Annotated in this window: 21 protein-coding genes and 2 pseudogenes; 4 read left to right on the top strand and 19 right to left on the bottom strand. The window is 56.1% G+C overall.

The genetic code is table 11. The features are described 5' to 3' along the window. Positions 1-24 precede the first annotated feature (24 nt). Together FDY98_RS27625 and FDY98_RS27620 are read right to left on the bottom strand one after the other, a co-directional pair. Positions 25-720: a cation:proton antiporter domain-containing protein gene (locus FDY98_RS27625; RefSeq protein WP_340146451.1), complete on the bottom strand. Its 696-nt coding sequence runs from the start codon at positions 718-720 to the stop codon at positions 25-27. A 34-nt stretch (positions 721-754) separates the two neighbouring features. Further along, positions 755-1288, bottom strand: coding sequence for a cation:proton antiporter domain-containing protein (locus FDY98_RS27620; protein WP_340146450.1), 534 nt, complete (start codon positions 1286-1288; stop codon positions 755-757). Positions 1289-1385: 97 nt separating this feature from the next. Between FDY98_RS27620 and FDY98_RS09760 the strand changes: the two genes are divergently transcribed. The 3 genes from FDY98_RS09760 to FDY98_RS09750 are packed head-to-tail and all read left to right on the top strand — an operon-like array spanning position 1386 to position 3759. Then, positions 1386-1664 carry a Trp family transcriptional regulator gene (locus FDY98_RS09760; RefSeq protein WP_027959142.1) on the top strand — a complete coding sequence of 93 codons (279 nt, stop codon included), beginning with the start codon at positions 1386-1388 and terminating at the stop codon, positions 1662-1664. Further along, the gene (locus FDY98_RS09755) at positions 1661-3082 is read left to right on the top strand and encodes an anthranilate synthase component I family protein (protein ID WP_027959141.1); all 1422 of its coding nucleotides are present in this window, start codon (positions 1661-1663) and stop codon (positions 3080-3082) included. Before FDY98_RS09760 ends, FDY98_RS09755 begins: the two co-directional genes overlap by 4 nt. Then, positions 3079-3759, top strand: a complete 681-nt coding sequence (locus FDY98_RS09750; protein ID WP_027959140.1) for an anthranilate synthase component II — start codon at positions 3079-3081, stop codon at positions 3757-3759. Before FDY98_RS09755 ends, FDY98_RS09750 begins: the two co-directional genes overlap by 4 nt. A 30-nt stretch (positions 3760-3789) precedes the next feature. Here FDY98_RS09750 and FDY98_RS27615 read toward each other — a convergent pair whose 3' ends face one another. The 8 genes and pseudogenes from FDY98_RS27615 to cysM form a co-directional block, all read right to left on the bottom strand. Continuing rightward, entirely contained in the window at positions 3790-3936 is a 147-nt protein-coding gene (locus FDY98_RS27615; protein WP_340146872.1) for a DUF1294 domain-containing protein, read from the bottom strand. 371 nt (positions 3937-4307) lie between these two features. After that, complete coding sequence (rluF, locus tag FDY98_RS09740; RefSeq protein ID WP_340146449.1) at positions 4308-5117, bottom strand: 23S rRNA pseudouridine(2604) synthase RluF; 810 nt, start codon at positions 5115-5117, stop codon at positions 4308-4310. 87 nt (positions 5118-5204) lie between these two features. Continuing rightward, on the bottom strand, positions 5205-5750 hold the full coding sequence (locus FDY98_RS09735; protein WP_027959138.1) for a DUF924 family protein: 546 nt from the start codon (positions 5748-5750) through the stop codon (positions 5205-5207). A 93-nt stretch (positions 5751-5843) separates the two neighbouring features. Beyond that, positions 5844-8491: pseudogene (gene ppc / locus FDY98_RS09730) on the bottom strand (phosphoenolpyruvate carboxylase). A 38-nt stretch (positions 8492-8529) separates the two neighbouring features. Next, positions 8530-9369: a nucleoside triphosphate pyrophosphohydrolase gene (gene mazG / locus FDY98_RS09725; RefSeq protein ID WP_027959136.1), complete on the bottom strand. Its 840-nt coding sequence runs from the start codon at positions 9367-9369 to the stop codon at positions 8530-8532. Beyond that, entirely contained in the window at positions 9369-11645 is a 2277-nt protein-coding gene (gene relA, locus FDY98_RS09720; RefSeq protein WP_027959135.1) for a GTP diphosphokinase, read from the bottom strand. The genes mazG and relA overlap by 1 nt, the downstream gene beginning before the upstream one ends. 73 nt (positions 11646-11718) lie before the next feature. Further along, positions 11719-13115 (bottom strand): annotated as a pseudogene (locus FDY98_RS09715) (TRAM domain-containing protein). Positions 13116-13117: 2 nt separating this feature from the next. Then, positions 13118-14026: a cysteine synthase CysM gene (cysM, locus tag FDY98_RS09710; RefSeq protein WP_009286444.1), complete on the bottom strand. Its 909-nt coding sequence runs from the start codon at positions 14024-14026 to the stop codon at positions 13118-13120. Between the two features lie 91 nt (positions 14027-14117). Between cysM and FDY98_RS09705 the strand changes: the two genes are divergently transcribed. Next, positions 14118-16838 carry a response regulator gene (locus FDY98_RS09705; RefSeq protein WP_027959134.1) on the top strand — a complete coding sequence of 907 codons (2721 nt, stop codon included), beginning with the start codon at positions 14118-14120 and terminating at the stop codon, positions 16836-16838. Positions 16839-16921: 83 nt separating this feature from the next. Here the strand turns inward: FDY98_RS09705 and acpS are convergent, their stop codons facing one another. From acpS to FDY98_RS09660, 9 genes are all read right to left on the bottom strand, one after another. Beyond that, positions 16922-17299 carry a holo-ACP synthase gene (gene acpS, locus FDY98_RS09700; protein WP_027959133.1) on the bottom strand — a complete coding sequence of 126 codons (378 nt, stop codon included), beginning with the start codon at positions 17297-17299 and terminating at the stop codon, positions 16922-16924. Between the two features lie 33 nt (positions 17300-17332). Further along, a complete protein-coding gene (gene pdxJ / locus FDY98_RS09695; protein WP_155705982.1) occupies positions 17333-18172 on the bottom strand; it encodes a pyridoxine 5'-phosphate synthase in 840 nt (279 codons plus the stop codon). A gap of 37 nt (positions 18173-18209) precedes the next feature. Continuing rightward, positions 18210-18905: a DNA repair protein RecO gene (gene recO, locus FDY98_RS09690; protein ID WP_027959131.1), complete on the bottom strand. Its 696-nt coding sequence runs from the start codon at positions 18903-18905 to the stop codon at positions 18210-18212. An 8-nt stretch (positions 18906-18913) separates the two neighbouring features. Continuing rightward, a complete protein-coding gene (gene era / locus FDY98_RS09685; RefSeq protein ID WP_009286442.1) occupies positions 18914-19813 on the bottom strand; it encodes a GTPase Era in 900 nt (299 codons plus the stop codon). After that, a complete protein-coding gene (gene rnc, locus FDY98_RS09680; RefSeq protein WP_009286441.1) occupies positions 19810-20502 on the bottom strand; it encodes a ribonuclease III in 693 nt (230 codons plus the stop codon). The genes era and rnc overlap by 4 nt, the downstream gene beginning before the upstream one ends. A gap of 67 nt (positions 20503-20569) precedes the next feature. After that, entirely contained in the window at positions 20570-21373 is an 804-nt protein-coding gene (gene lepB / locus FDY98_RS09675; protein ID WP_009286440.1) for a signal peptidase I, read from the bottom strand. A 15-nt stretch (positions 21374-21388) separates the two neighbouring features. Continuing rightward, positions 21389-23206 carry a translation elongation factor 4 gene (gene lepA, locus FDY98_RS09670; protein ID WP_022523840.1) on the bottom strand — a complete coding sequence of 606 codons (1818 nt, stop codon included), beginning with the start codon at positions 23204-23206 and terminating at the stop codon, positions 21389-21391. Between the two features lie 195 nt (positions 23207-23401). Continuing rightward, the gene (locus FDY98_RS09665; protein ID WP_027959130.1) at positions 23402-24814 is read right to left on the bottom strand and encodes a DegQ family serine endoprotease; all 1413 of its coding nucleotides are present in this window, start codon (positions 24812-24814) and stop codon (positions 23402-23404) included. Positions 24815-24895: 81 nt separating this feature from the next. Continuing rightward, positions 24896-25363: a SoxR reducing system RseC family protein gene (locus FDY98_RS09660; RefSeq protein ID WP_022523842.1), complete on the bottom strand. Its 468-nt coding sequence runs from the start codon at positions 25361-25363 to the stop codon at positions 24896-24898. Position 25364 lies beyond the last annotated feature (1 nt).

The following is a 25364-nucleotide window of genomic DNA, read 5'->3' as shown; positions in this document are numbered from 1 at the left end:
GGCAGATTATTTGTCCAAACCGCCCTACCCCCGCAACGATAACCGGTGCCTGCTCCTCAATAGCATCGGCTTCGCGATCATCGTTTTAGCGATAAGGTAGCGCGGCAGCACCAGCCGGTCATAGGCAATAAATAGCAACGGCGTTAAGAACATCGATAGCGCCACCACCAGTGAGAGAATCTGGGAGATATCAGTAGGAATCACGTTGTTTTGAACGCTATAGGTCAGCAGCACAAAGCCAAACTCACCGGCTTGGGCAAGGCTTAAAGTGAATAGCCAACCGTTGCTACCATGTACCCGAAATAGCAGCGCCAAGCCCAGCAGAATCAGACCTTTAACAACGATAACCGCCACGCCTAGCGATAACACCGCGCCCCACTCCGCCGCTAACACCGAGAAGTTGATGCCCGCTCCTACGGTAATAAAGAACAGCCCCAGTAGTAGTCCTTTGAAGGGCTCAATATTGGCTTCCAGCTCGTGCTTAAATTCACTGTTGGCGAGCACCACCCCCGCCAGGAAGGCACCCAGTGCGGGAGATAAATTGACCACACTCATCAGTGCGGCGATGCCAATCACCAGCATCAGCGCAGTAGCGGTAAATACTTCACGCAGGCCAGAGCCAATCACATAGCGAAACAGCAGCGGCATCAAATAGTAGCCAGCGGCAATAACGCTTGCGATAGCTGCCACGACCACTAAAGCGTGCGCCCAGCCGGGCAAGTGGGCTACCAGGCTTAAGCTGGCGTGGCCATCATCACCGCCCGCCCATCAACTCAGGCAGCGCTAGAAGCGGGATCAGCGCCAGCATGGGGATCACCGCAATATCCTGAAACAACAGCACCGAGAAAGCGCTGCGCCCACCCTCCGTTTTGGCGAGCCCCTTTTCATTCAGTGTTTGCAGCACAATCGCCGTAGAAGAGAGCGCGAAAATCAGTCCCACCGCCAGGGAGGTTTGCCACACCAGCCCCAGCCACCAGGCAATAGCGGTGCCAGCTGCAGCGGTTAGCACGACCTGAAGCCCACCCAGACCGATCAGACGAACCCGCATTGCCCACAGCCCTTTGGGGTCAAGCTCCATGCCTACCAAAAACAGCATCATCACTACGCCAAACTCGGCAAAGTGCTGAATGGTGGTGGTCTCCTGCCCCACCAGCCCCAGGATTGGGCCAATCACCACCCCGGCGACCAAGTAACCCAGTACCGACCCCAGGCCAAACCGCTTGGCAAGAGGTACGGCGATCACCGCGGCAACAAGATAAATAAAGGCTTGAATGAAATAACTGGTCATCGGGGCTCCTTAAATTGACAGGCGCTACTTGACTTCCCAGAGCAATCAGGTAGCGTACTAGTACGTTAGTACACCACTAATTACTCGGTAGCGAACTATGCCTTCAAACGGTCACTATCAGGCTGAGCTAATCGACCACCTACTCTCCATTGATTCACCTGAAGCAATGGATCGAGCGCTGGCGAGCCTGCTAACGCCTGCAGAGTACCAAGAAATCAGTAAACGCCTACAAATTTTTAAGCTGCTGCGTGAAGGCGTGCCCCACCGCAAAATTGCCGAAACCCTGGGCGTGGGAATCGCTACGGTTTCGCGGGGTTCCCGCGCGCTTACCACGTTACCCTCTTCAAGCCCTTCTTCACGGAATGATGCATCATGACCACTGCCAATACACATGCCTTATCAGGCCCGCAGCCTTTTACGCTGCCGCGCAAACCTCACTATGTGACCTTGGCGGCGGACTGCGACTTCTTTGCCCTGTTTCAGAAAATCGAGCGTCGGTTTGATACCTGCTACATGCTTGAGTCTTTGGGCGAAGATAGCCATATGGCGCGCCACTCGATTATCGGCTTCGACCCCGAGTACACGCTCTACGCCAATGGCAACACGCTGACCATTGAAGAACGTGGCGGCAATGCCAACCACTACACTAGCGACAACCCCTACGAACTGCTGCGTAGCCTGATCCCGCAGAATATTATTTCCCGCAAGTACGCCGGGGGGTTAAGCGGTTACCTTGGTTACGATGCCATGCAGTATTTCGAGCCATCGCTTACGTTAAAAGCCAACGATGATTTCGACACCTTCCGTTTTGGACTTTACAAAGATGGTCTCATCCTCGACAAGATGACCGGAGAAGTCACCTACTTCTATTACGACAACAGCCGCTACGAATTTCTGCAGACGCTAATTGATGCAGACGATGAACCAGCAGGCCCGCTGAAAATCACCGCCTTAGGCGACACCATGAGCCAGGCAGAACACGCCGAGGCGGTGGCCAAGGTGAAACAGGATATTATCGACGGCAAAGTGTTCCAGTGCGAAGTCGGCTTTAAAAAACGCTTTAGTATTAAAGGCGACGCTCTGGCGCTGTATGACCAGCTGCGCACCATCAACCCGTCGCCGCAAATGTACTACGTCAAATTCGGCGAGCAGAAGCTGATCGGCGCAAGCCCAGAGCTTTTGTTCCGGCTGCGCCAGGGCGAGATGGAGACCTTTCCGCTGGCGGGTACCACCACCCGGGGTCAGACGCCCCAAGAAGATACCCAGCTCGCCCGCGCGCTGCTTAACGATCCCAAAGAGATCGCCGAGCACAATATGATCGTGGATCTACACCGCAACGATATTGGCCGGGTAGCGCAGTTTGGCACGGTGAAAGTGCGCAGTTTGATGGATATCAAACGCTTTAGCCACGTGCAGCATATCTCCAGCGAGATCGTCGGCATCATCGCCGAAGGCGAAGATATGTTTACCGCGCTGGCCAGCAACTTCCCCGCGGGAACCCTCACCGGCGCCCCCAAAATCGAGGCGATGAAAATTATCGATGACCTGGAAACTGACGGTCGGGGCCCCTACGGCGGCGCAGTGGGCCAGTTCTCGTTTAACGGCGACTGCACCTTTGCGATTCCCATTCGTACCGTGTTTGTGAATGGTGAGCGTGCCTACGTGCAAACCTGCGGTGGCAATGTGTTTGATAGCAATGCCGACGATGAGTATGAGGAGATCCGCCGCAAGTTTGCCGGTACTCGCAAAGCCCTTACCCCCTTTATGGAGACGGACATGGAGAGCCAAGCATGAAGGTACTGATCATCGATAATTACGACTCCTTCACCTATAACCTTTACCAGTTTATTGGTGAGATTTTGACTACGGAGAAGAATCGCGGCGGGCTGACCAATTTTGAGATTGTCGTTAAGCGCAACAATCAAATCGATTTCAACGCCATCGAAGCCATGGCACCAGATCGTATTATCATCTCCCCCGGCCCCGGCTCGCCAGATGACCCGCGCTACTTTGGTGTGTGTGCAGAAGTGATCGAAAAACTGGGCAAAACCACGCCGCTGCTGGGAGTATGCCTGGGCATGCAGGGCATCGTGCACGTGTTTGGCGGCAAGGTAGTCAAAGCGCCGCTGCCGATGCATGGCAAGATCAGCCCGATCAACCACAATAACGCCTCGGTGTTTAACGGCGTGCCTGACCAGCTTGAAGTGATGCGCTACCACTCGCTAATTGCCGATGCGATCACCCTGCCCGAGTGCCTGGAAGTGACCGCCACCGTAGGCGCACTTGCAGCCGATAGCTTTGAGCAGCGCAGCCGTTGGCTGGCACTGGGTGAATTCGAACTGATGGGGGTTAAACATCGGGAGTACCCGATTCACGGCATCCAGTTTCACCCAGAATCGTTTGCCACCGAAGGCGGCAAAGAGCTGATCGCTAATTTTCTTTTCGCGCACGGCAATCACGCCAGAGCGTAGGCACCAAGTATAGGGTGGCTAAACGGGTGGCTAAATGAGACTCAATGAAACCGTTAGCCACCCTAGACAGGCCAGATTTACGACAACCGTCAGCCAGAACGTAACTTGAAAGGCGGTTTTCTGGGTTTTATGCCTCAGTTGCTGTTGGGCCAGTAGCGCACCCGGCCAGCCACCCACTACCCCAAGCAGATGTAGCGACTTTTCACTCACCCGACGGCGGTTTTTAATAGCCGCCTTTTGTCGATAGCGTAAGTGATATAAGCGATAACGCTCACTACAGCGTAAAAGGCGACGATTGGGATCACAGTGAAGACTCTTGAATGATGGGGAGTTACTTGCGCCGCTGGGAAGGCTTTCCGACCGCCGCTGGCTTACCGCGGCCTTTACCAACGGGCTTACCTTTAGCTCCAGGCTTGCTTTTAGCACCAAGCTTGCCGGGGGCTTTGCTGCCCTTGGAGTACGGCTTGCCTAACGTACTGCCTTTCGGGCCGGTACCTGTTTTTCCACTGACTTTTCCGCTGGCGGCTTTTTTACCCTTGACGGATGGTTTAGCCCCGGCGGCTTTGGCACCAGCCGCCTTCGCGCTGCTTTGGCCGGGCGCCCTTTTGCGGTAGGCGGTTTTGCCTTTCCTGCGCCTGAGCTGTAGTTGGGCCTTTCCGGTTTAGCTTTACTTTCTTTTCTGGTGCCGCCTCTGAGCGTTCGGTCAGCGCGATAATGGTATCGATCTCTTTGGCAGTGAGATCGCGCCAGTCGCCCAGGGCTAAGCCTTTTAGCGGCACATTCATAATGCGCGTGCGAATCAGTTGGGTAACCTCGTAGCCGAAGTATTCACACATACGACGAATTTGCCGATTGAGCCCCTGCACCAAGGTGATGGTGAATACGAAGGTGGACTCTTTTTTTACCTTGCAGCGCTTGGTCACCTTGCCAAGAATCGGCACGCCGCTCTGCATGCCGTCAATAAACTCGTCGGTGATCGGCTTGTTCACCGTCACCTGGTACTCTTTTTCGTGGTTGTTATTGGCGCGCAGAATCTTATTAACCAGATCGCCGTTATTGGTTAAAAAAATCAGCCCTTGGGAGTCTTTATCGAGCCGTCCAATGGGGAAAATACGCACGCCATGCTTCACAAACTCAACGATATTATCCTTTTCGCTGGACTCGGTGGTGCTGACAATGCCCACCGGTTTGTTCAGCGCGATCAGCACCAGATCCTCCTCTTCTTGAGGCTCGATCTCCTGGCCGTTTACTTTAACCAAGTCCCCCGCCACCACTTGATCACCGGTGGTCGCGCGGCGACCGTTTATCCACACGTTGCCCTGCTCCACAAAGCGGTCGGCTTCACGGCGAGAGCACATCCCGCTCTCGCTAATATATTTATTGATACGGGTAGTTTTTCGAAACGACATAAAACGCCATGTGGCTATAAGAGGATAAGCAAACAGTTAAAAAGAGGAGCCGGGCTCCTTTAAGAAGGCCAACTCCTCGTCGGTAGAGCCCCGCTCCAACAGTGCGTTGCGGTGCGGGTAGCGCCCAAAACGATCAATAATCGCCTTGTGGCGCACTTCAAAGTCGTAGTTATTCTCTAACCCCGGCTGGTCAAACAGCTGCATCGCCAGCTCATGAATGGCCGCGGATTCGCTATGCATATAGGGCATATACAAAAACGCACGCTGCTCGCTGGTTAGTTCTGCGTCTGCCCCAGCGGCTACCGCCTCTTGAGCTAGCGCCAGCGCTAAGGGATCAGTGGCAAAGGCGCGAGCGTCATCGCGATAGATATTGCGCGAGAACTGATCCAGCACAATGATCTCCGCAAGCCGCCCTTGCGGCGTTTGACGCCATGCGTAACATTCGCACCGCGCGGCTTGGGCATGCAGTGCGCCAAACCGCTGCGAGATTGTACGATCCAACTCAGCGTCTTTTTTAAACCACTGAGCAGGCGTCAAGGCTTCAAACCAAAAGTCGAGTACCGCTTGAGCATCTGAGGACATTGACGCCTCTCTGTTGTAATAGAACGTTGTAGTAGAACGTTGTAGTAAAACGTTACGGTTAAAAATCACGGTAAAAAATCGTGTTAAAACAGCCTAGCCGGTGTTGCGCAGACCTGCCGCTATGCCCGCCATAGTGACCATCAACGCCCGGGAAAGATCGGCGCTGATCGCCCCATCGGCGTCGCGATTACGCTGCAGCAACTCCGCCTGCAAACCGTGCAGCGGATCGATGTAGGGGTTGCGAACATCGATCGCCTGGCGAATCAGCGGCGTGTTTTCCAATAGCTTCTCTTGCTGAAGAATATCCAGCACTGCTTCTTCCAACGACGCGAAGCGCTGGCGTAACTTTTTACCCAACGCCTTCAGTGAGGGCTCGTCGACCAAGCGATGCTCGTAGTAAGCGGCAATGGCGACATCGGCTTTGGCCAGCAGCATCTCCAGCATGTCCAGATAGGTGCCAAAGAAAGGCCACTCGTTGCGCATCTCCTGTAGCACATCGCGCCCACCGGGCTGCTCTAAGCGCCGCGCAAAGGCTTCGCCGCTGCCCAGCCACGCGGGTAGCATCAGGCGAATCTGTGTCCAGGCGAAAATCCATGGAATGGCGCGCAGGGTTTCGACCCCACCATCCTGACGCCGCTTGGTGGGGCGTGAGCCCAACGGCAGCCTACCCAAGGCGCCTTCCGGTGTGACCGCGCGGAAATAGGGCACGAAGTCTGGGTCTTCACGCACGACGCCCACATAGGCACCATGCGCTACCTTGGCGAGCTGATCCATCTCTTCACGCCAGTGCGGTTCCGGTGCACGCGGTGGCAACAGCGTGGCTTCCAGCACTGCACAGGCATAGATCTCCATGGAGCGCAGGGCAATATCAGGTTGACCAAACTTGAAGCGAATCATCTCGCCCTGCTCAGTCACCCGCAGACTGCCGTTTACCGAGCCTGGAGGTTGGGAGAGTATCGCCGCATGGGCCGGGCCGCCACCACGACCAACGGTGCCGCCACGGCCGTGGAACAGGGTTAAATCGACGCCGTGCCGGTTACACACATTCACCAGCGACTCTTGAGCACGGTACTGCGCCCAGGCAGCGGCCAGCTGGCCGGCATCTTTTGCCGAGTCGGAGTAGCCGATCATGACCTCCTGACGGTCATCGATCAGCGAACGGTAGCCCGGTATCGCCAGCAGTTGATCCACCACATCGCCTGCGTGATCCAGGTCGTTAAGGGTTTCAAACAGCGGTGCAATAGGTAGCGTTACCTGCCCCCCGACCTCTTTCATCAGCAGTGCTACGGTGAGCACGTCCGAGGGTTCAGCGGCCATGGAAATGATGTAAGTTCCCAGCGCTTCGGAGTGCTCCTGGGCGATAACTTTGAAGGTATCCAGCACTTCGCGGGACTCGGCGGAGCACTCCCAGCGGCGCGGAATCAGCGGGCGACGTGAGGCCAGCTCCTCAAGCAGAAATTCCTGACGTTTGGCTTCGTCCCACTCCTGGTAGTGACCCAGGCCAAGGGAGCTTGTTAGCTCTTCAATGACCTGGGCATGGCGACTGGCTTCCTGACGTAGGTCAAGCTTGGTCAGCGTAACGCCAAACACCGCTACTCGGCGCAGCGTATCCAGCAGCGCGCCGTTAGCGATGGTGTCGAGGCCCACATCACACAACGAACGGTAGCAGGCGAGCAGCGGTGAGTAGAGCTGATCGCGGGTTTCAATAATCGGCCCGCCGTCGTAGTTGCGCCCTTCCAGTTCGGCCTTGGCCCAATCCCGGGTCGACTCCACCTTAGCCAGTAGACGTTTCAACACTTCGCGATAAGGCTCTGCTACATCACCCGCCTCGGCTTTGAGCGCGCTATTGGCCTTCCACATGGAGAGTTCGGTTTTGAGCTGTTCAAGATCGCGCAAATAGAGGTCGGCGGCCATCCAGCGGCCAAGCAGCAACACTTCACGGGTCACTCGGGCGGTCACGTTGGGGTTGCCGTCGCGGTCGCCGCCCATCCAGGAGGCGTAGCGTATCGGTGCGGCGTCCAGGGGCAGGCGTTCACCGGCGGTATCCAGCAGCAGGTTATCCAAATCTCTATGGAAATCTGGTACCGCCGCCACAGCGAATTTTCAATCACCGCAAAGCCCCACTTGGCTTCGTCCACCGGGGTGGGCCGCTCGTGGCGGATCTCATCGGTGTGCCACGCCTGGCTAATCAGCTCTTCCAGGCGCCCCTGAGCGCGGGTGCCACGCTCCGGGTAATCCTCGGAGCTCTCAATAGCGGTTAAGCACTCATCGATGGCATCATATTTTTGGATCAAGGTGCGGCGGATAACTTCGGTGGGGTGCGCGGTTAGCACCAGCTCAACGCGCATATTGGCGAGGGTCTCGACCAGTTTACGCGGTGAGTTGCCCGCCTGCTCGGCACGCGCAAACAGTTCCCCCAGTACCGGCTGGGAGCCGGGCTTGTAGTCCTCGACCCGGCGAAAGCGCGCCCGATAGTGCTGTTCGGCAATGTTCGCGAGGTTTAAGAACTGGTTAAACGCCCGGGTGACCGGCAGCAGATCCTGCTCGGGAAGCTCACGCAGGTACTCGATCAGTTCGCGCTGCTGCAGCGAGTCGCCTTGCCGCCCGCGTTTGGCATGGGCGCGAATGGTTTCAATTTTATCGACAAATGCTTGGCCCAAATCGTCGGCAATGGTTCGCCCCAGGCTGTCGCCCAGAATACGCACGTTATCGCGCAGAGATTCGTGTAGGTCGTGACTCATTGGCATGGCCTCCTTGCAGGGGTCGCGTCATTATTAGATCAGGAATGGGTAGATTGTTTTTCTTCTGCTTTGGCTGCCTGCCAGTGGGCTTCCATTTCGTCTAGGGAAGCCTCTATTAATGGCCGCTGGGCAGCGCTAAGCTCGCGCTCGACAAAACGAAAGCGGCGCTCGAACTTGGCATTGGTAGCGCGCAGGCACTGCTCTGGATCGGCATTCAGCGTGCGGGCAAGATTGGTCACTGCAAACAGCAAATCGCCGACTTCTTCCTGGGCGTGCTGTTGATCACCGGCGGCGAGCGCCTCTTCTACTTCCGCCAGCTCTTCACGAATTTTAGCCACCACGCCGCGCGCATCAGGCCAATCGAAGCCTACTCGCGCGGCGCGCTTGGACAGCTTGGCAGCGCGGCTAAGGGCGGGCAGCGTGCGCGGCACATCGTCTAGCACAGAGGGCCGCTCAACAGCTCTCTCGGCACGCTCCTCGGCCTTCAATGACTCCCAGCGGCTGTTGACCTGCTGAGTTTGCACCTCTTCGGCACTCACTCCTGGCGGGCGGCGGGAGGCCAGCGTGCCATCCGGAAACACGTGCGGATGGCGGCGCAGCATTTTGGCGGTCAGCGTATCGACGATATCAGCAAAGTCGAAGCGCTGCTCTTCCGCGCCAAATTGAGCGTAGTAGACCACTTGAAAGAGCAGATCGCCCAGCTCGCCGGGCAGTTCGTCAAAAGCGCGTCGCTCGATGGCATCGGCGACCTCGTAGGCCTCTTCCAGGGTATGGGGCACAATGCTGTCCCAATCCTGCTGGAGATCCCAGGGGCAGCCCTGTTCCCGGTCGCGCAGCACCTGCATCAGGGTCAGCAGATCATCGATACCATGGCGCATTATGCCCCTCCCTTGCGAATTTGTTGTTCCGGGTCGGCGTTGCGCAAACGGCGCACTTCGGTAACGTTGGGTAACTGCTGAATGCGCGAGAACAACCGCCCCAGGGATTCAAGGCCATCGACTTCCAGGGTAATACGCAGCCGGGCAATGCCTTCATCGGTGTCCGTTAGCGTGTTCACGGCAAGCACGTTGACTTTTTCATTACCGAGCAGGCCCGTGACATCGCGCAGCAGCCCGGAGCGATCCCAGGCCTGAATCTCGATGGTCACCGGGTAGCGGGTCTGGGCGCGTTCGCCCCACTCCACTTCGATAATGCGCTGGGGTTCGTCCAGCCGCAATTGCAGAATATTACTGCAGTCCTGGCGGTGAACGGTGACGCCGCGCCCCTGGGTAATAAAGCCGATAATCGGTTCGCCAGGCACCGGACGGCAGCAGTTGGCCATACTGGTTTTAAGGTTGCCGACGCCGAGCACCGTGATATCGCTTTTGGTGGCTTTGCTGGATTGGCGCTTAGGTTTGGCGAGCAGGCGATCGAGCTGCTCTTGGTCGTCGGTTTCACCAAACAGTTGCTGAGCCTGGTGCAGCACCTGACCGATACGCAGGTCACCAGCGCCGATGGCCGCGTACATGTCCTCGGCGTTTTGGTAGTTGACCGCCTTGGCCAGCTTGGGCAAATCGAGACCTTCCACATCCAGGCGGCGCATTTCACGGTCAAACAGCACGCGCCCCTCGTCCAGGTTTTGATCCCGTGCCTGATGTTTGAACCACGCCTGAATTTTGGCCCGCGCCCGGGAAGTGCGCACATAGCCCAGACTGGGGTTTAGCCAGTCGCGACTTGGGCCACCTTTGGTAGCGGTTAGAATTTCAATTTGCTGGCCGGTTTTTAATTTATAGGTGAGCGGCACAATGCGCCCATTAATCTTGGCGCCTCGGCAGCGGTGGCCAATTTCGGTATGCACCCGGTAGGCAAAATCGATCGGTGTGGCAATCCGCGGCAGATCAATCACATGACCGTCGGGAGTGAAGACGTAAATGCGGTCAGGGGCCACATCGCTGGAGAGCCCTTCGCGCAAATCGCCAAAGCCACCCACCTCGTCCTGCCACTCCAGTACCTGACGCAGCCAGGCAATTTTCTCTTCGTAGCTACGGCTTTTGGCGTTGGTATCGTGGCCTTTGTAACGCCAGTGGGCGCAAACGCCCAGCTCCGCTTCGTCGTGCATGGCGAAGGTGCGAATCTGGATTTCGAGCACCTTGTTTTCCGGCCCCATCACGGCGGTATGCAGCGACTGATAGCCGTTCTTTTTGGGGTTGGCGATATAGTCGTCAAACTCGTTGGGCACGTGGTGCCAGCGCGAGTGAATAATCCCCAGCACGGTGTAGCAGTCCGCCACTTCCGGCACCAGAATACGCACTGCGCGCACGTCATGAACTTGTGAAAAATCGATCCGTTTGCGCTTCATTTTGCGCCAGATCGAATAGATATGCTTGGCTCGCCCATCCACGTCGTAGCGGTGGATGTGCTGAGCTTCCATCAAGCCTTTGATGGTTTCGACCACATCGTGAATATAGCGGTCGCGGTCAAGGCGTTTCTCCGCCAACAGCTTGGCAATCGCCTTGTACTCATCTTCGTGCAGGTAGCGAAACGATAGATCTTCCAGTTCCCACTTAAGCTGACCGATGCCCAGGCGGTGGGCCAGCGGCGCATAAATATCGGCGACTTCACGAGCCACCAGTAAACTTTTTTCCCGGGGAGCGTCTTTTACCTGGCGTAGTGCGCAGGTGCGTTCGGCAATCTTAATGAGTGCCACGCGCACATCACCGACCATATTGACCAGCATCTTACGCAGGTTTTCCTGCTGATTGTGTTGGCCCATGCCATGGTCAGGCGCCAACGGGTAGCTAATAGCGGCCATTTGCAGCACGCCATCAATCAGACTGGCCACTTCTTCGCCAAAGCGTTTTGTCACGGACTCAAGGCTCAGCAGCCCTTCCCGCACTGCACGGTAGAGAACGGCGGCCTCAAGCGTGGCTTGGTCTAGCTTTAACTCACCAAGGATATCGGCCATTTCCAGGCCCATGCGAAAACTAGAGCCTGGCGATAGCCATACGCGATGGGTGCGCGGGGCTTCAAGCTCCAGTTGTTCGGCGAGTTCACAGGCGCCGACTAGACGCTCAGGCTCAGGTAGGCGCACATCCTCCTGCAGGCGCGTTAACCACTGCTGTATATCCACCTTTCCGCCCGCGGTTAGCGGCTGGTCTTCACGCACTTTCACCATGACAATTACTCATCCTTTCAGGGAGACGGTCTCTGCACGACCGCCACCGTGGCTTGATGCGATGGGGAAACGTCTAGTCCCCGTATTCGAACAGCATCAGCGTTTCCATATGCGCAGTGTGAAGGAACATATCCGCCACTGCTACTTGCTTGACCCGGTAACCCGCATGCACAAGATGTGCCGCATCCCGAGCAAGCGTCGCCGGATCACAGGAAATATAGACCACCCTGGGCACCGGGTGATGCGCCAGCGCCTGACAAATAACTTCGGCGCCGCTTCGCGGCGGATCGAGCACAAGCGCATCGCTACCGCCATGAACGGTCAACAGCTCCTTAACGCTGGCAGCGCTGTTTAAATCAGCCTGCTGACCGCTGACCATCAGTTGGTTGCGCTTAGCGTTAATCGCAATGCGCGCCACCATGGCAGGGTTACCTTCCACTGCATAAACCTCAGCACCCGCTGCCGCTATGGGTAGGCTGAAATTACCGATACCAGCAAACAAGTCGAGTAATTTTTGCCCCGGCTTAGGCGCTAACCACTGGATGACCTGGGCGACCATTTGCTGGTTAACCGGGGCGTTGACCTGTAAAAAATCTCCCGGTGCAAAACTTAGGCTAAGCGGTGGTTGGCCGGTAACGGTTAGCGACTCTTCAAGCGCCGGCGCTGCGCCATGCCAGTGCAGTGTGGGTGTTTCTCGCCCCAACCAAGTGCCCAGCGCCACTCCCTGCTGCTGCGCAAAGGCTTGCCAGCGTTCGGCGTCCCCGGTGTGCTCTTTTAACTGACGAACCAACACGACCTGCGCGGTCGCCGTTGCCAATAATTCGATGTGCCCTACCTGGCGCGGCGCCTCTAACGTACCCAGCAGCTCACGCAGAGGTGTTAATAGGCGCTGTAAGGGATCGACCAACACCGGGCAGCGTTCAATATCCACCAGGCGATGGCTATGGGCGGCACGAAAGCCCAGGCGCGTAGTGCCTTGGCTGTCGACTTTGACCCCCAGCCGTGCGCGCGCCGATAGCCCTGATCGCTGCCTTGAATCGAGCCGATCTCGCTTAGCGTTATACCCTGGCGAGAAAACAGATCGCGCACTACTTCTCGTTTATGGTCGCGCTGGGCATCGACACTTAGGTGCTGCAGATCACAACCGCCACAGTGCCCAAAATGCGGACAAGGCGGCTTGACGCGCAGCTCGGAGGTGGTCAGCAGCGATTTGATATGCGCTTCATCAAAGCGTTTGCGAGTGAGATGAATGGCCACTTCGACCTGCTCACCGGGCAACGCCTTATCAACAAAGACCGTTTTACCGTTGGCTGAGTGGGCAACGCCACGGCCATCGTGCGCTAAGCGCTCAATCACCATAGGAGATGTGTCACCCGTAGCCGCATGACGCGTTTTGCCACCAGGCGTGCCCGCTAGCCCAGAGTGGCCTGACGCGGGCCTGGGCGGCCGCCGTTTTCCCAACATGGCCATGGTTATACTCCTGGGGCAAATAGGCCAGTGGAGAGATAACGATCACCACGGTCGCAGACGATAAACACAATCACCGCATTTTCGGTTTGCTCCGCGATACGTAGCGCGCCCGCGAGACTGCCACCCGATGAGACCCCGGCCAGAATGCCCTCTTCACGGGCCAGACGGCGCATATGCTCTTCGGCCTCTTGTTGGCCAATATCAAGGGTGACATCCACCCGCGGCGCTTCAAAAATAGCCGGCAGGTACGCTTGTGGCCAGCGACGAATGCCGGGAATACTGGCGCCATCGGCGGGCTGCAAACCGACAATCTGAATAGCCGGGTTTTGCTCTTTCAAATAGCGCGACACCCCCATAATGGTGCCCGTGGTGCCCATCGAGCTGACGAAATGCGTCACCTCGCCCCCGGTTTGCTCCCATACTTCGGGACCGGTGGTACGATAGTGGGCCAGCGGGTTATCAGTGTTGGCGAACTGGTTTAGCGGCTTGCCTTCGCCCCTGGCGATCATGCCATCCGCAATATCCCGAGCCTCTTCCATACCGCCCGCTTTGCTGGCGGAAATTAATTTAGCGCCATAGGCCGCCATTGCCTGCTTACGCTCTTCTGAGGCGTTTTCCGGCATAACCAGCACCATCTGGTAGCCCTTAATCGCGGCCGCCATGGCTAGCGCAATACCGGTATTACCTGAGGTCGCCTCAATCAGCGTATCACCGGGGGCTATATCACCTCGGGCTTCTGCTTCATTGATCATTGAGAGCGCGGGGCGGTCTTTAACCGACCCAGCGGGATTATTGCCTTCAAGCTTGGCCAACAGGGTATTGTTACGCCCCGCGCTAATGCGCTTAAGGCGTACCAGGGGCGTGTTGCCAACCACATCTTCTATTGTGGGATAGCCCTTAAGATCGTTCATGAATGTTCCTTATCGTCACCGTTATGCTGCATTATATCGGTGCTGCCTTAGGCTGGACAGGCAACCTCATTGAATCAGCGAGCTTCTTTTCATGTCTTTGAATACCCGACTGCTGTTTGCGTTACTCGGTTTCCCGCTCCTGGTGTACGCCATGATGGCCGTACTGCTGGTTATACAGAGTGATACGCAAGCTCGCGAGGCACACCAAACGCGGTTAGAAAGCGTCGGCGAGCTGCTCGCCCCGAACCTTGCTGCTGCGGTCGCAACGGGTGATGAGCAACGTCTGGAAGCCCTGTCGCGTCAACTCCTTGCTATGAAAGGACTGCGAGCGGTTGCGCTATTTGATGCCCAGGGCGACCGTCTATTATTACTCGGGCAATCCAACCTACCACCGCTAAACGCCCCAGATGATCAGCAATTGATTAAGCAGCAGGATGCATGGCGACTGCGCTTGCCACTGACAAGTGTCAGCCAAGCTGGGGACAGCCGCGTTGGCTGGCTAGATATCGAAATGGATACCCGTACGCTAACCCTTGGTCGCTATAAGTTGATTGCCAGCCTTAGCTTGGGTGGCATGCTGCTTGGCCTGCTGCTGTTTTTAGTCGCTTTTGCGATCAGTCGCTATACCACCCGCCCGCTGGAAGAAGCCAACCAAGCCCTTTATCGGCTATCCCGCGGCGACTATCGGCTACATCTGGCGCCCTCTAATGCCACAGAACTCCATCACCTGAGTAGCTATATTAACGCCCTGGCCGAGCACTTTCAGCAAGCCCAGCGGGATATGCAAACGCAAATCGAGCAGGCCACCAGCGAGCTGCAAGAGTCCATGGAAACCATTGAAGAGCAGAATATCAAGCTCGATTTGGCCCACCGCAGCGCGCTGCGGGCTAATGCCGTGAAGTCTGAATTTCTGGCCAATATGAGCCATGAGATCCGCACACCGCTAAACGGGATTATCGGTTTTTGCCGGTTACTGGGACGCTCATCACTGGATACGCGCCAGCGGGAGTGGCTGCAGCACGTACACCGCGCTTGCGACAACCTGCTTATGCTGGTTAACGACGTGCTCGACTTCTCCAAACTTGAAGCGAATCGCCTCACCCTGGAAGAGACAGATATCGACATTGTCGCACTGGTCGACGAAGTGGTCGGGCTACACGCCCCTGAAGCCCAGCGCAAGCAACTGCACTTGGTGGCCATGGTATATGACGATGTGCCTACCCCGCTAACCGGTGATCCGCTGCGTATTCATCAGGTATTGAATAACTTGATAGGCAATGCGCTTAAATTCACCCAGCACGGCGAGGTGATCGTGCGTGTCATGTTGGATAATTTAGAAGGCCAGCATGTGGTGCTTAATCTGAGCGTCAGTGACACGGGCATTGGCCTCAGCGACGCCCACCAGGAGGCCCTCTTCAGCGCCTTTTCCCAAGCAGAACCAAGCCACTCACGGCAATTTGGTGGCAGCGGCCTTGGGCTTACTATCTGCCGCCAGTTGATTGAACGCATGGGCGGCGAGATTGGCGTGGAAAGCTCGCTGGGCAAAGGAACCACTTTCTTCTTTACGCTGCCTATGCTGGCTCATAAAGCGGCCGAGCGACCTCCAGAAATTAGCTTGGCCAATCCGACCATTCGCTTATATGAAACTCATGCTCCAACCCGCCATGTACTGGAGCACTTGCTAGAGCGCTGGGAAGCACAACCCATCGCCTTTGATGTCTCGGAGCCAGCGAAATTGCTGATATTGGGACTTGAACACAGCGACTTTAGCCCCGAATGGCACGCTCACTGGCAAGCGGTGATTGATCAAACACCCTGCCCCACATTGATTTTAGCCAATGGCAATAGTTTTGACCTGCCGCCACTGCACTTAACCCATGGCGGCGAGACACTCTACAAACCTTTTTCCCGCGCGCAGTTGGTAACGACGCTCAAGCAGCTACTGCTATCTACGCACGTGCCGAATAGGAGCGAACAGGAGCTCCCCGCGTTACCAGCAGCGTCTCAGCCACTCAAACTGCTGATTGTCGATGACAATGCACCCAATCGTGAGCTGCTCAAAAACCTACTTGAAGACCCTACCCTGCATGTCTCTACGGTAGAAAGCGGCCACCAAGCACTAGAATTCGCCCGTGCCAGTAACGTCGACATGGTGTTAATGGATATTCGTATGCCGGGGATGGATGGCGTACAAACCACCCAAGCATTGCGCCGGTTGAGTAGTACCTGGGCCCGCTGCCCCATTATTGCCGTTACCGCCCACGTGCTCAGCAATGAACGCCAGCAGTGGCTCGCGGAAGGTCTGGATGACGTGCTGGTAAAACCCATTGACGAAACACAGCTAGCACAGTTGCTCAACCGCTTTTTGGGGGTGACTCATCGGCTGACCGCCAGCATTGCAGAGCCGCCCTATCCACAGCACGACATTAACGCCACCCAGAGGACACGGGTTAGCCATGCGGCACCGGCCACGCTACCCATCATTGATCTGGAGATTGGCGCACGTTTAGCGGGGGGTAAGGAGCATCTGGCACGAGAGCAGCTAAAACGTCTGATCGACAGCTTGGATGAGAGTGAACAGCATATGCGCGCCGCTTTTGGTCAACAGCATTTGCCCACGCTGCTCGATTGGGTGCATGGTCTCAATGGCGCTAGCCGCTACTGCGGTGCGCCCGAGTTGGCCTTACTGGTAGAGACCCTGGAAACTCGTCTACGCACCAGCGGCTTAGACCATGTTGAGGGGCTATTGGAAGACCTTTACCGGGCAATGGCCCGGCTGCGAGCACTGCGCCCGCAGTTGGTTAGGCATTGATTGAACAGGCTTCAAGGCGTTGCCCATTAGATGCTTGGAATAAATGACATGACCCCAGCATTGGCTGATCTGGCGGCGAGCTGTTAACGCTCTAACACCACAAAAGCTACCGCATACTCGGCTTCATCGCTCAGGGTAACGTGGCTAGCGGTGACACCCGCCGCTTGCAATAGCCGCTCGGCTTCGCCATTAAGCAGGAAATAGGGCTTACCCAAGGCATCGTTCAACACCTGAATGTCCCCCCACTGCAGTCCTTGGCGCAGGCCTAAACCCAGCGCTTTTACAAATGCCTCTTTGGCAGCAAAACGCTTAGCCAGAAACGCCGCAGGTTGGGCTTTGTGTAGCCAAAGCGCCTGCTCATCGGGGCCTAAAATCCGCTCAGCAAAGCGTGGCCCGTGCCGTTTCATGGCCCGTGTAAAACGCTCCACACGGGCAATATCCGAGCCAATTCCCACAATCATCGCCTTAAAAACCTCTGAATAGACAACCTCTGATCAGTGCCCGCAGCAGCCATTATGAACATGCTCAGAGTGGTTTTCATGCTCATGATCGTGAGCATCGAGAGCCGCCATTAAGCCCGCCTCTTGGCCAGCGATGATCAAGCGTTTCATCTCCTGAACGGCCTCTTTGAGGCCCACAAACAGCGCACGGGCAATAATGGCATGGCCGATATTGAGTTCGTTAACGCCCGGCAGAGCCGCAATCGCTTCAACGTTATGGTAATGCAAGCCGTGACCGGCATTGACCACTAAACCCAGCGAGATAGCGTGAGTCGCTGCAGTCGTTAAGCGATGATACTCTGCATTCGCTGCATCGCTGCCGGGACGCGCTTCTGCGTAAGCGCCCGTGTGCAGTTCAATCGTCGGTGCACCGGCGCGCTGAGCAGCCTCAATCTGCTCCACGTCAGGGTCGATAAACAGGGAGACATCGCAACCCGCCGCACTTAGCCGTTGGCAAGCGCTGGCAATGGCATCAAAGCCGCCGACAACGTCAAGACCGCCTTCGGTGGTCAGCTCTTCGCGCTTCTCAGGCACTAAACAGACATGGGCGGGGCGCACTTCTTCGGCCAGCGCCAGCATCTCTTCAGTAACAGCCATTTCCAGGTTCATGCGCGTATTAAGCATTTCGGCCAGAATGCGTACATCGCGGGGCTGAATATGACGCCGGTCTTCACGCAAATGCACCGTAATGCCATCGGCACCCGCCTCTTCCGCAACTAGTGCCGCCTGCACGGGGTCAGGGTAGCGAGTACCTCGGGCTTGGCGAAGTGTCGCAATGTGATCAATATTGACGCCTAACAGTATCCGTGGGGGTGCATAGTTCCTCCAGCGCAACAATAAGGTAAGAGTATGTGAACAGGAAATTCAAAAATCAGGGACGATGACGACGCCGAGCTAAATCGAGCATCAGTTCTCGCGAACGCAAAACGGTGGTGCCAAGATGGGGTGCCAGCGCCGCTCGCATTACTACCTTTAATGCATTGGCAAGGCCTTCATGTTGCCAATCACCCTGCTCAATGTAACGTAACGTTCTGCCGTCGAGGCCACGCTCAGCAGGTCTGAATGCCCGGCTGGCGGTGTCAAAACGGTAGCGGAGCTGAGGATCCAAAACGCTACCTTCTGGTGTCGCAAACTGCGGCGTGGCCTCGAGCGCCTCTAGCAGCGCCCACTCATAGCGGCGCAGCGCTAATGCGCGCTCCGCTGGCGCTGGCAGTGCTTCTAGTAGCGCGGTATAAAACGCGAAAACGTCAGGCGCCGGCAGTTCTAACGGCAGCAGCCGGGTGGCGATCTCATTGGCGTAAAGCCCGCACAGCAACCCCTCCCCGGCCAACAGCGCCGTCTGGCCGCGAGACTCCATCAACGTTAGCCGCTTTAAATCGCGGCTGCCCTGCCAGGTCACGAACAGTGGCGTAAACGGCTGCAGGCGTTGGCGCGATTTAGAACCGGGCCTTTGCCCACCATGGGCCACAGCACGCACTCTGCCGTGATCAAGCGTTAATAGATCCACCAGCGCACTGGTTTCACGATAAGGCCGACGGTGGAGCAAAAAAGCCGGCTCTGGCGACATCGCTACCTTCAATCGAGGTCGTAACCCAAGCTTTTCAAGGCGCGCTCGTCATCCGACCAGCCGCGTTTTACTTTCACCCATAAATTGAGCATCACTTTGGTACCCAGGGCGCGCTCCATATCCAGGCGCGCTTCACGACCAATGCTCTTGAGACGATCGCCGTTTTCACCAATTAAAATGACTTTTTGGCCTTGGCGCTCAACGAGAATAAGCGCGCTGATATGCGTTACACGCTCGGTTTCGCGGAACTCTTCAATTTCAACGGTCATCTGGTAAGGCAGCTCATCGCCCAGCTGGCGCATCACTTTTTCACGCACCAGCTCAGCGGCCATAAAGCGCAGGCTTTTATCGGTAATCTGGTCTTCAGGGAAGAAGTGGACACTTTCAGGCAGGTGTTTGGCCACTTCCTCTTCCAGAGTATCGACCTGAGTGCCATGCTTGGCTGAAATCGGCACGATAGCGGCGAAGTCGCGGCGAGCACCGACATCCGCCAGCCAAGGCAGCAAATCGCCCTTTTCGCCCAGACGATCGACTTTATTAACCGCCAAAATCACCGGCGCTTTTACGTGCTCCAGGCGCTTCAACACCGCCTGGTCTTCTTCCGTCCAGCGGGTGCGGTCGATAATAAATACTACGCAGTCCACATCACGCAGGGCCTGGGTAGCCGCCTGGTTCATAAAGCGGTTGATCGCTTTATTACGATCCTTGGACATGATGTGCATGCCCGGCGTATCAACATAGATGAACTGCGTCTCATCAACCGTTTTAATACCCATGACCTGGTGGCGCGTGGTTTGTGGTCGCCGTGAGGTAATCGATATTTTCTGCCCCAGAATACGGTTCATGAGGGTCGATTTGCCCACGTTGGGTCGGCCGACGATGGCAACGAATCCGCAGGTTTGGCTCATGATTTATCTCCAGGGCTTTTTTCGAGGTACGACAGCGCTTCTTCTGCCGCCTGCTGTTCAGCATGACGGCGGCTTGGGCCTTTACCAGTGGTATGCTCAGCCAACAGGTCAATGTAGCACTCCACGGTAAAGGTCTGGGCATGCGCCTCGCCCTTTACGCAGACAACTTCATAGCGCGGCAACGCGGCTTGACGCGACTGCAAAAACTCCTGCAACCGTGTTTTGGGATCTTTTTGGGTATCTTGTAAAGAGATATTACCCAGCCTTTCCGCGTACCAGTCCAACACCCGGTTGCGCACCACATCCATCCCAGCATCCAGATAGATAGCGCCAATAATGGCTTCGACCGCATCCGCCAAGATCGATTCACGACGATGCCCGCCACTTTTCATCTCGCCGGAACCTAGCCGCAAGCATTCACCGAACTCCATTTCTCGGGCCAATTCCGCCAGGGTTTGTCCTTTCACCAGTCGCGCGCGCAGGCGCGAAAGCTGTCCTTCACGGGCCTGAGGAAAGCGCTGAAACAGCGCCTCGGCGATGACAAAGTTGACGATGGAGTCACCTAGAAACTCCAGGCGCTCATTGTTACGACCACCGAAGCTGCGGTGGGTCAAGGCCAATTCCAGTAGCGTATCGTCGCCAAAGGTATGACCGATTCGTCGGCAAAAAGCGTTCAAGGAATTACTCACAGCTCTCCTACGTCATTGACGTTAACTAAAGTGACATAACTGACTAAATTCAGCACACGCAGCGTCTTCATTCAATGCGCCGCACGCTGGTAAAACTTGGCAACCCGCCATCCCAGTGCATCCACACCGCAAAGGCGCGGCCCACAATGTTCTCTTCCGGCACGAAGCCCCAATAGCGGCTGTCGTTGGAGTGGTCACGGTTGTCCCCCATCATGAAATAGTGCCCTTCAGGAACCTCCACTTCACGCATTTGCGGGCCAGGGTCTCGCGGGTTGTTATAAATAAAGTGCTCGGTGTCGCCAAGGCGCTCTTCTAACAATAGCTGCTGGGGCGAACCATCGGGCCCATCCTCGATCAGCTCTTTGGCCACCGGTTCGCCGTTAACGTAAAGCTGCTTTCCCTCATAGCGGATATGATCCCCTGGCATACCGACCACCCGCTTGATGAAGTTCACCGAGGGCTCGTCGGGGAAACGAAACACCATCACATCGCCACGCTCAGGATCATCGACTTCGAGAAAGCGGGTGTTGACTACCGGTAAGCGTAAGCCGTAGGCAAATTTGTTGACCAGAATAAAGTCGCCCACTTCAAGCGTAGGCCGCATTGAGCCAGAGGGGATCTGAAAAGGCTCAATGATAAAACTACGCACCACCAGCACCACCAGCAGCACCGGGAAAAATGAACGGGCGTAGTCAACCGGCCACGGCTCTTTAAGTAGCTTTTCGCTGGTAACTGGATCCAGCCCTTCCTGGGTATTGGCCTCTGCGGCGGCGAAGCGTTGGCGGCGCTTGGGCTTTAATAGCCACACGTCCAACAGGTAAATAACGCCCGAAAGCGCAACGGCAAGTACCAGCAGTAATGAAAAATCCATGAGTGGTGTTCTTTCCTAGTCGTTAACCTTGAGCACAGCAAGGAAGGCATCCTGGGGAATTTCCACACGCCCCACCTGTTTCATGCGTTTCTTACCCGCTTTCTGTTTCTCGAGCAGTTTCTTCTTACGGCTGACATCGCCGCCGTAACACTTGGCCGTCACGTTTTTGCGCAGCGCTTTCACGGTGGAACGTGCCACCACTTGACCACCAATAGCCGCCTGAATCGCCACATCAAACATCTGCCGTGGAATCAGCTCTTTCATTTTTTCCACTAACAAACGACCACGATGGTGGGCGTGATCACGGTGGATAATCACCGCTAGAGCGTCAACTTTGTCGCCATTAATAAGTACGTCAAGACGCACCAACTTGGCCATTTCAAAACGCTCGAAGTTGTACTCTAGCGAAGCGTACCCCTTGGAGATCGACTTCAGGCGGTCAAAGAAGTCCATAACCACTTCGGACATGGGCAATTCATAGGCCAACTGGATTTGGTTACCCAGAAACTGCATATCCAGTTGCGTGCCTCGGCGCTGCTCACACTCGGTGATCACGTTACCCACATACTCCTGGGGAACCAGAATGCTGGCGCGCACCACTGGCTCACGCATTTCATCCACGTCAGCCATATCGGGAAGCTTTGAGGGGTTGGAGACGTAGGTGACGTCGCCATTTTTCATCGCTAGTTCATAGACAACCGTGGGAGCGGTAGTGAGCAGATCGATATTATACTCACGCTCCAGACGCTCCTGGACGATCTCCATGTGCAGCGTGCCCAGAAACCCCACCCGGAAGCCAAAGCCAAGGGCATCAGAATTTTCCGGTTCATAGGCAAGCGAGGCATCGTTAAGCGCCAGCTTCTCTAGCGCATCACGAAAGTCTTCATAATCATCCGCACTGACCGGGAACATACCGGCATACACCTGCGGTTTTACTTTTTGGAAGCCAGGCAGACGCGCGACATCTGGCGTCTTGGTGTGGGTAATGGTATCGCCCACCGGTGCGCCGTGGATTTCTTTGATACCCGCGACAATAAAGCCGACTTCCCCGGCACGCAGAATCCCGGTCTGCTTACGCTGCGGGGTGAAAATCCCCACCTCAGTGGTGCCCCAATCGCGGCCCGTCGATTTAATACGGATCTTATCGCCTTTGCGCAGCGTGCCATCAAACAGACGAACCAACGAAACTACACCAAGGTAGTTATCAAACCAAGAGTCGATAATGAGCGCTTGCAGCGGCGCTTCCGGGTCGCCCTTGGGCGGCGGAATATCGCGCACCAAGCGCTCTAGCAAGGCATCAATGCCCAAGCCACTTTTGGCCGAGACCTGGCAGGCGTCGGTGGCATCCAGGCCGATAATCTCTTCAATCTCCTGGGAAACCTTGTCGCAATCCGCCTGAGGCAAATCAATTTTGTTGAGTACCGGCAGAACTTCTAGTCCCTGTTCGATAGCGGTATAACAGTTGGCCACCGATTGCGCCTCTACCCCTTGTGCGGCATCGACAACCAGCAACGCCCCTTCACAAGCGTAGAGCGAACGCGACACTTCATAAGAGAAGTCAACATGCCCAGGCGTATCGATAAAGTTCAGCTGGTAAACCTGGCCATCGGCGGCGGTGTAATCCAGCGTAACCGACTGCGCCTTAATCGTGATGCCTCTCTCGCGCTCGATATCCATGGAGTCGAGCACTTGCTCTTTTAGCTCACGCTCGGTTAATCCTTCGCAGGTCTGAATCAAACGATCAGAGAGCGTCGATTTACCGTGGTCGATGTGGGCGATAATAGAGAAATTGCGTATGTGCTTAAGCTTTCCGTTGGGAACGTCTTGGGACATCGAGTCTGTTCTGCCTTAGTGGTACGCAAGCGGCCGCATAAGCAGGCCGCTTCGAGAGTTCAAAGCTCGAAAACAGCTGCCGTTTAAAAATAAGGGCCATTTCCGACAAAAAGATATCCGCTATTGTAGCGATATGCGCAGGCTAGGAACAGCGGTCCGGCGAGAACCGCCGGACCAGGAGTGAAAATAGGCGGGTTATTCCAGACGCAGCGCTACAAACAGGGAACGTCCGTCGCGGAACAAACGGACTGGAATAGCGCGATCAGTCGGCAACGCCTCGACAATCTCTACCAGCTCAGCTGAGGAGGAAACGCTGCGGTGGTCGATGCTCACTAACACATCACCTGGGCGGATACCGGCCTCAGCAGCCACGCTGCCAGACTCAACCTGGCGAACGATCACACCGCCGGGAACATTCAGTTGCTCGCGCATGGTGTCATCAATTTCAGCGACCATTATGCCAAGACGCGCTTGGTTATTGCTGCCTGCCTGTGCCGACTGCTGCTCAGTGTCTGGCCAACTACCTAACTCGACAGACTCGGTCAGTTCTTCACCGTCACGCATCAAGGTGAGTTCCACCTCGGTGCCTGGTGCGCCTTTACCGATCAGTCGCGGCAGCGAGCTTGAGCGCTCAACCTCTTCACCATTGACCTCAAGAATGACATCGCCCGCCTGGAGTCCACCCTGGGCCGCTGGGCCTTCTGGATCAAGATCGGCAATCAAGGCGCCAATCGCATTCTCCATACCGAACGACTCAGCCAGATCCTCAGACACAGGCTGAATCATGACGCCCAACCAACCACGGTCTACCCGACCGCCTTCACGCAGTTGCTCGGCCACATCCATGGCAACGTTAATGGGAATGGCAAACGAGACGCCCATAAAGCCGCCGCTACGGGTAAATATTTGCGAGTTGATTCCCACAACTTCGCCGTCTAAGTTGAACAGCGGGCCACCGGAGTTGCCGGGATTGATTGCCACATCGGTTTGAATAAAGGGCACATATGCATCCCGCGGCAAGGTGCGATTAATCGCACTGACGATACCCGCAGTGACCGAGTGGTCGAAACCGAAAGGAGAGCCAATCGCGGCAACCCACTCACCTACTTTTAGCTCGTCAGAGTCACCTAGATTGAGCGTAGGCAGATCATTGGCATCAATTTTGAGTACTGCCACGTCGGTTTGTGGGTCGCTACCAACCACTTCTGCTCTCAATTCGCGGCGATCATTGAGCCGCACAAGGATCTCATCGGCATCTTGCACCACGTGCGCGTTGGTCATTACATAACCATCTTCACTGATGACGAACCCCGAGCCTAGAGACTGTCGCTCTTCTGTGCGTCCCTGACCATTACTGGGGGGTGCTGGAAAGCTATCCCCAAAGAAATGGCGGAAAATCTCGGGGATTTCCTGACCACCGAACCCGCCAAAACCGGGCGCGCTGCTGCGCTGAACCGTTCGACTGGTTGAGATGTTCACCACCCCAGGGGCAGCGTCTTCAACTAATGCGGTGAAATCAGGCAAATTCTGAGCGCTGGCGGCTTGGCCAAACGTCAGCAATGCCACCACACAAACCCAAAGCGTGGAAGGGAGAATCAAGCGCTTCATGCAAGAGCTCCTACTTAATGTGATAGTAAGCGAAGGTATATCAACAACTCACGGCGAGATACCGGAGAACTCATTAACAAACTAATTGACCAAGCGTGGGCGAAAGCGTTCCCCACGCCCGCGCATTAGACATTTAATACTTAGCGCACCGGCCATCAAAGCAATAAAAAAGCCCAGGGGCGCCAGCCAAATCGTAGTACTAACGAGCGCGACCAGCCCGGATAGCAACAGCGCAAGCAGTAGCGGCAGCCCATAAACACAAAAAGCCAGCAACGTGACAGAGGCACGCGGCAGGCTGATAATGACTTGGCTTCCTAACGGATAGTTGCGCTCGGCGTTATCTGTTTTGGAGGGAACCGCTACGGCAATGCGTTGGCTGCGCTGGCGCGCCAGCAATCCGACCCCGCACCCTCTCCCTTGAGCACACTGCTCGCAGTTCTGCTGGGCGGCAATTTCAACGATTACTCCCTGGGAGGTGTAATCGACAACCGTGCCAGTACGAAGCAGAGAAGTGCCAAGTAAAGAGCCACAGGGCGCGGAGGTCGTCATT

Source organism: Halomonas sp. PA16-9, assembly GCF_009728585.1.
In the GTDB taxonomy this organism is placed as follows: domain Bacteria; phylum Pseudomonadota; class Gammaproteobacteria; order Pseudomonadales; family Halomonadaceae; genus Vreelandella; species Vreelandella titanicae.
The sequence above is the reverse complement of the archived record's forward strand: the minus strand, read 5'-3'. Positions and strand labels throughout refer to the sequence as shown.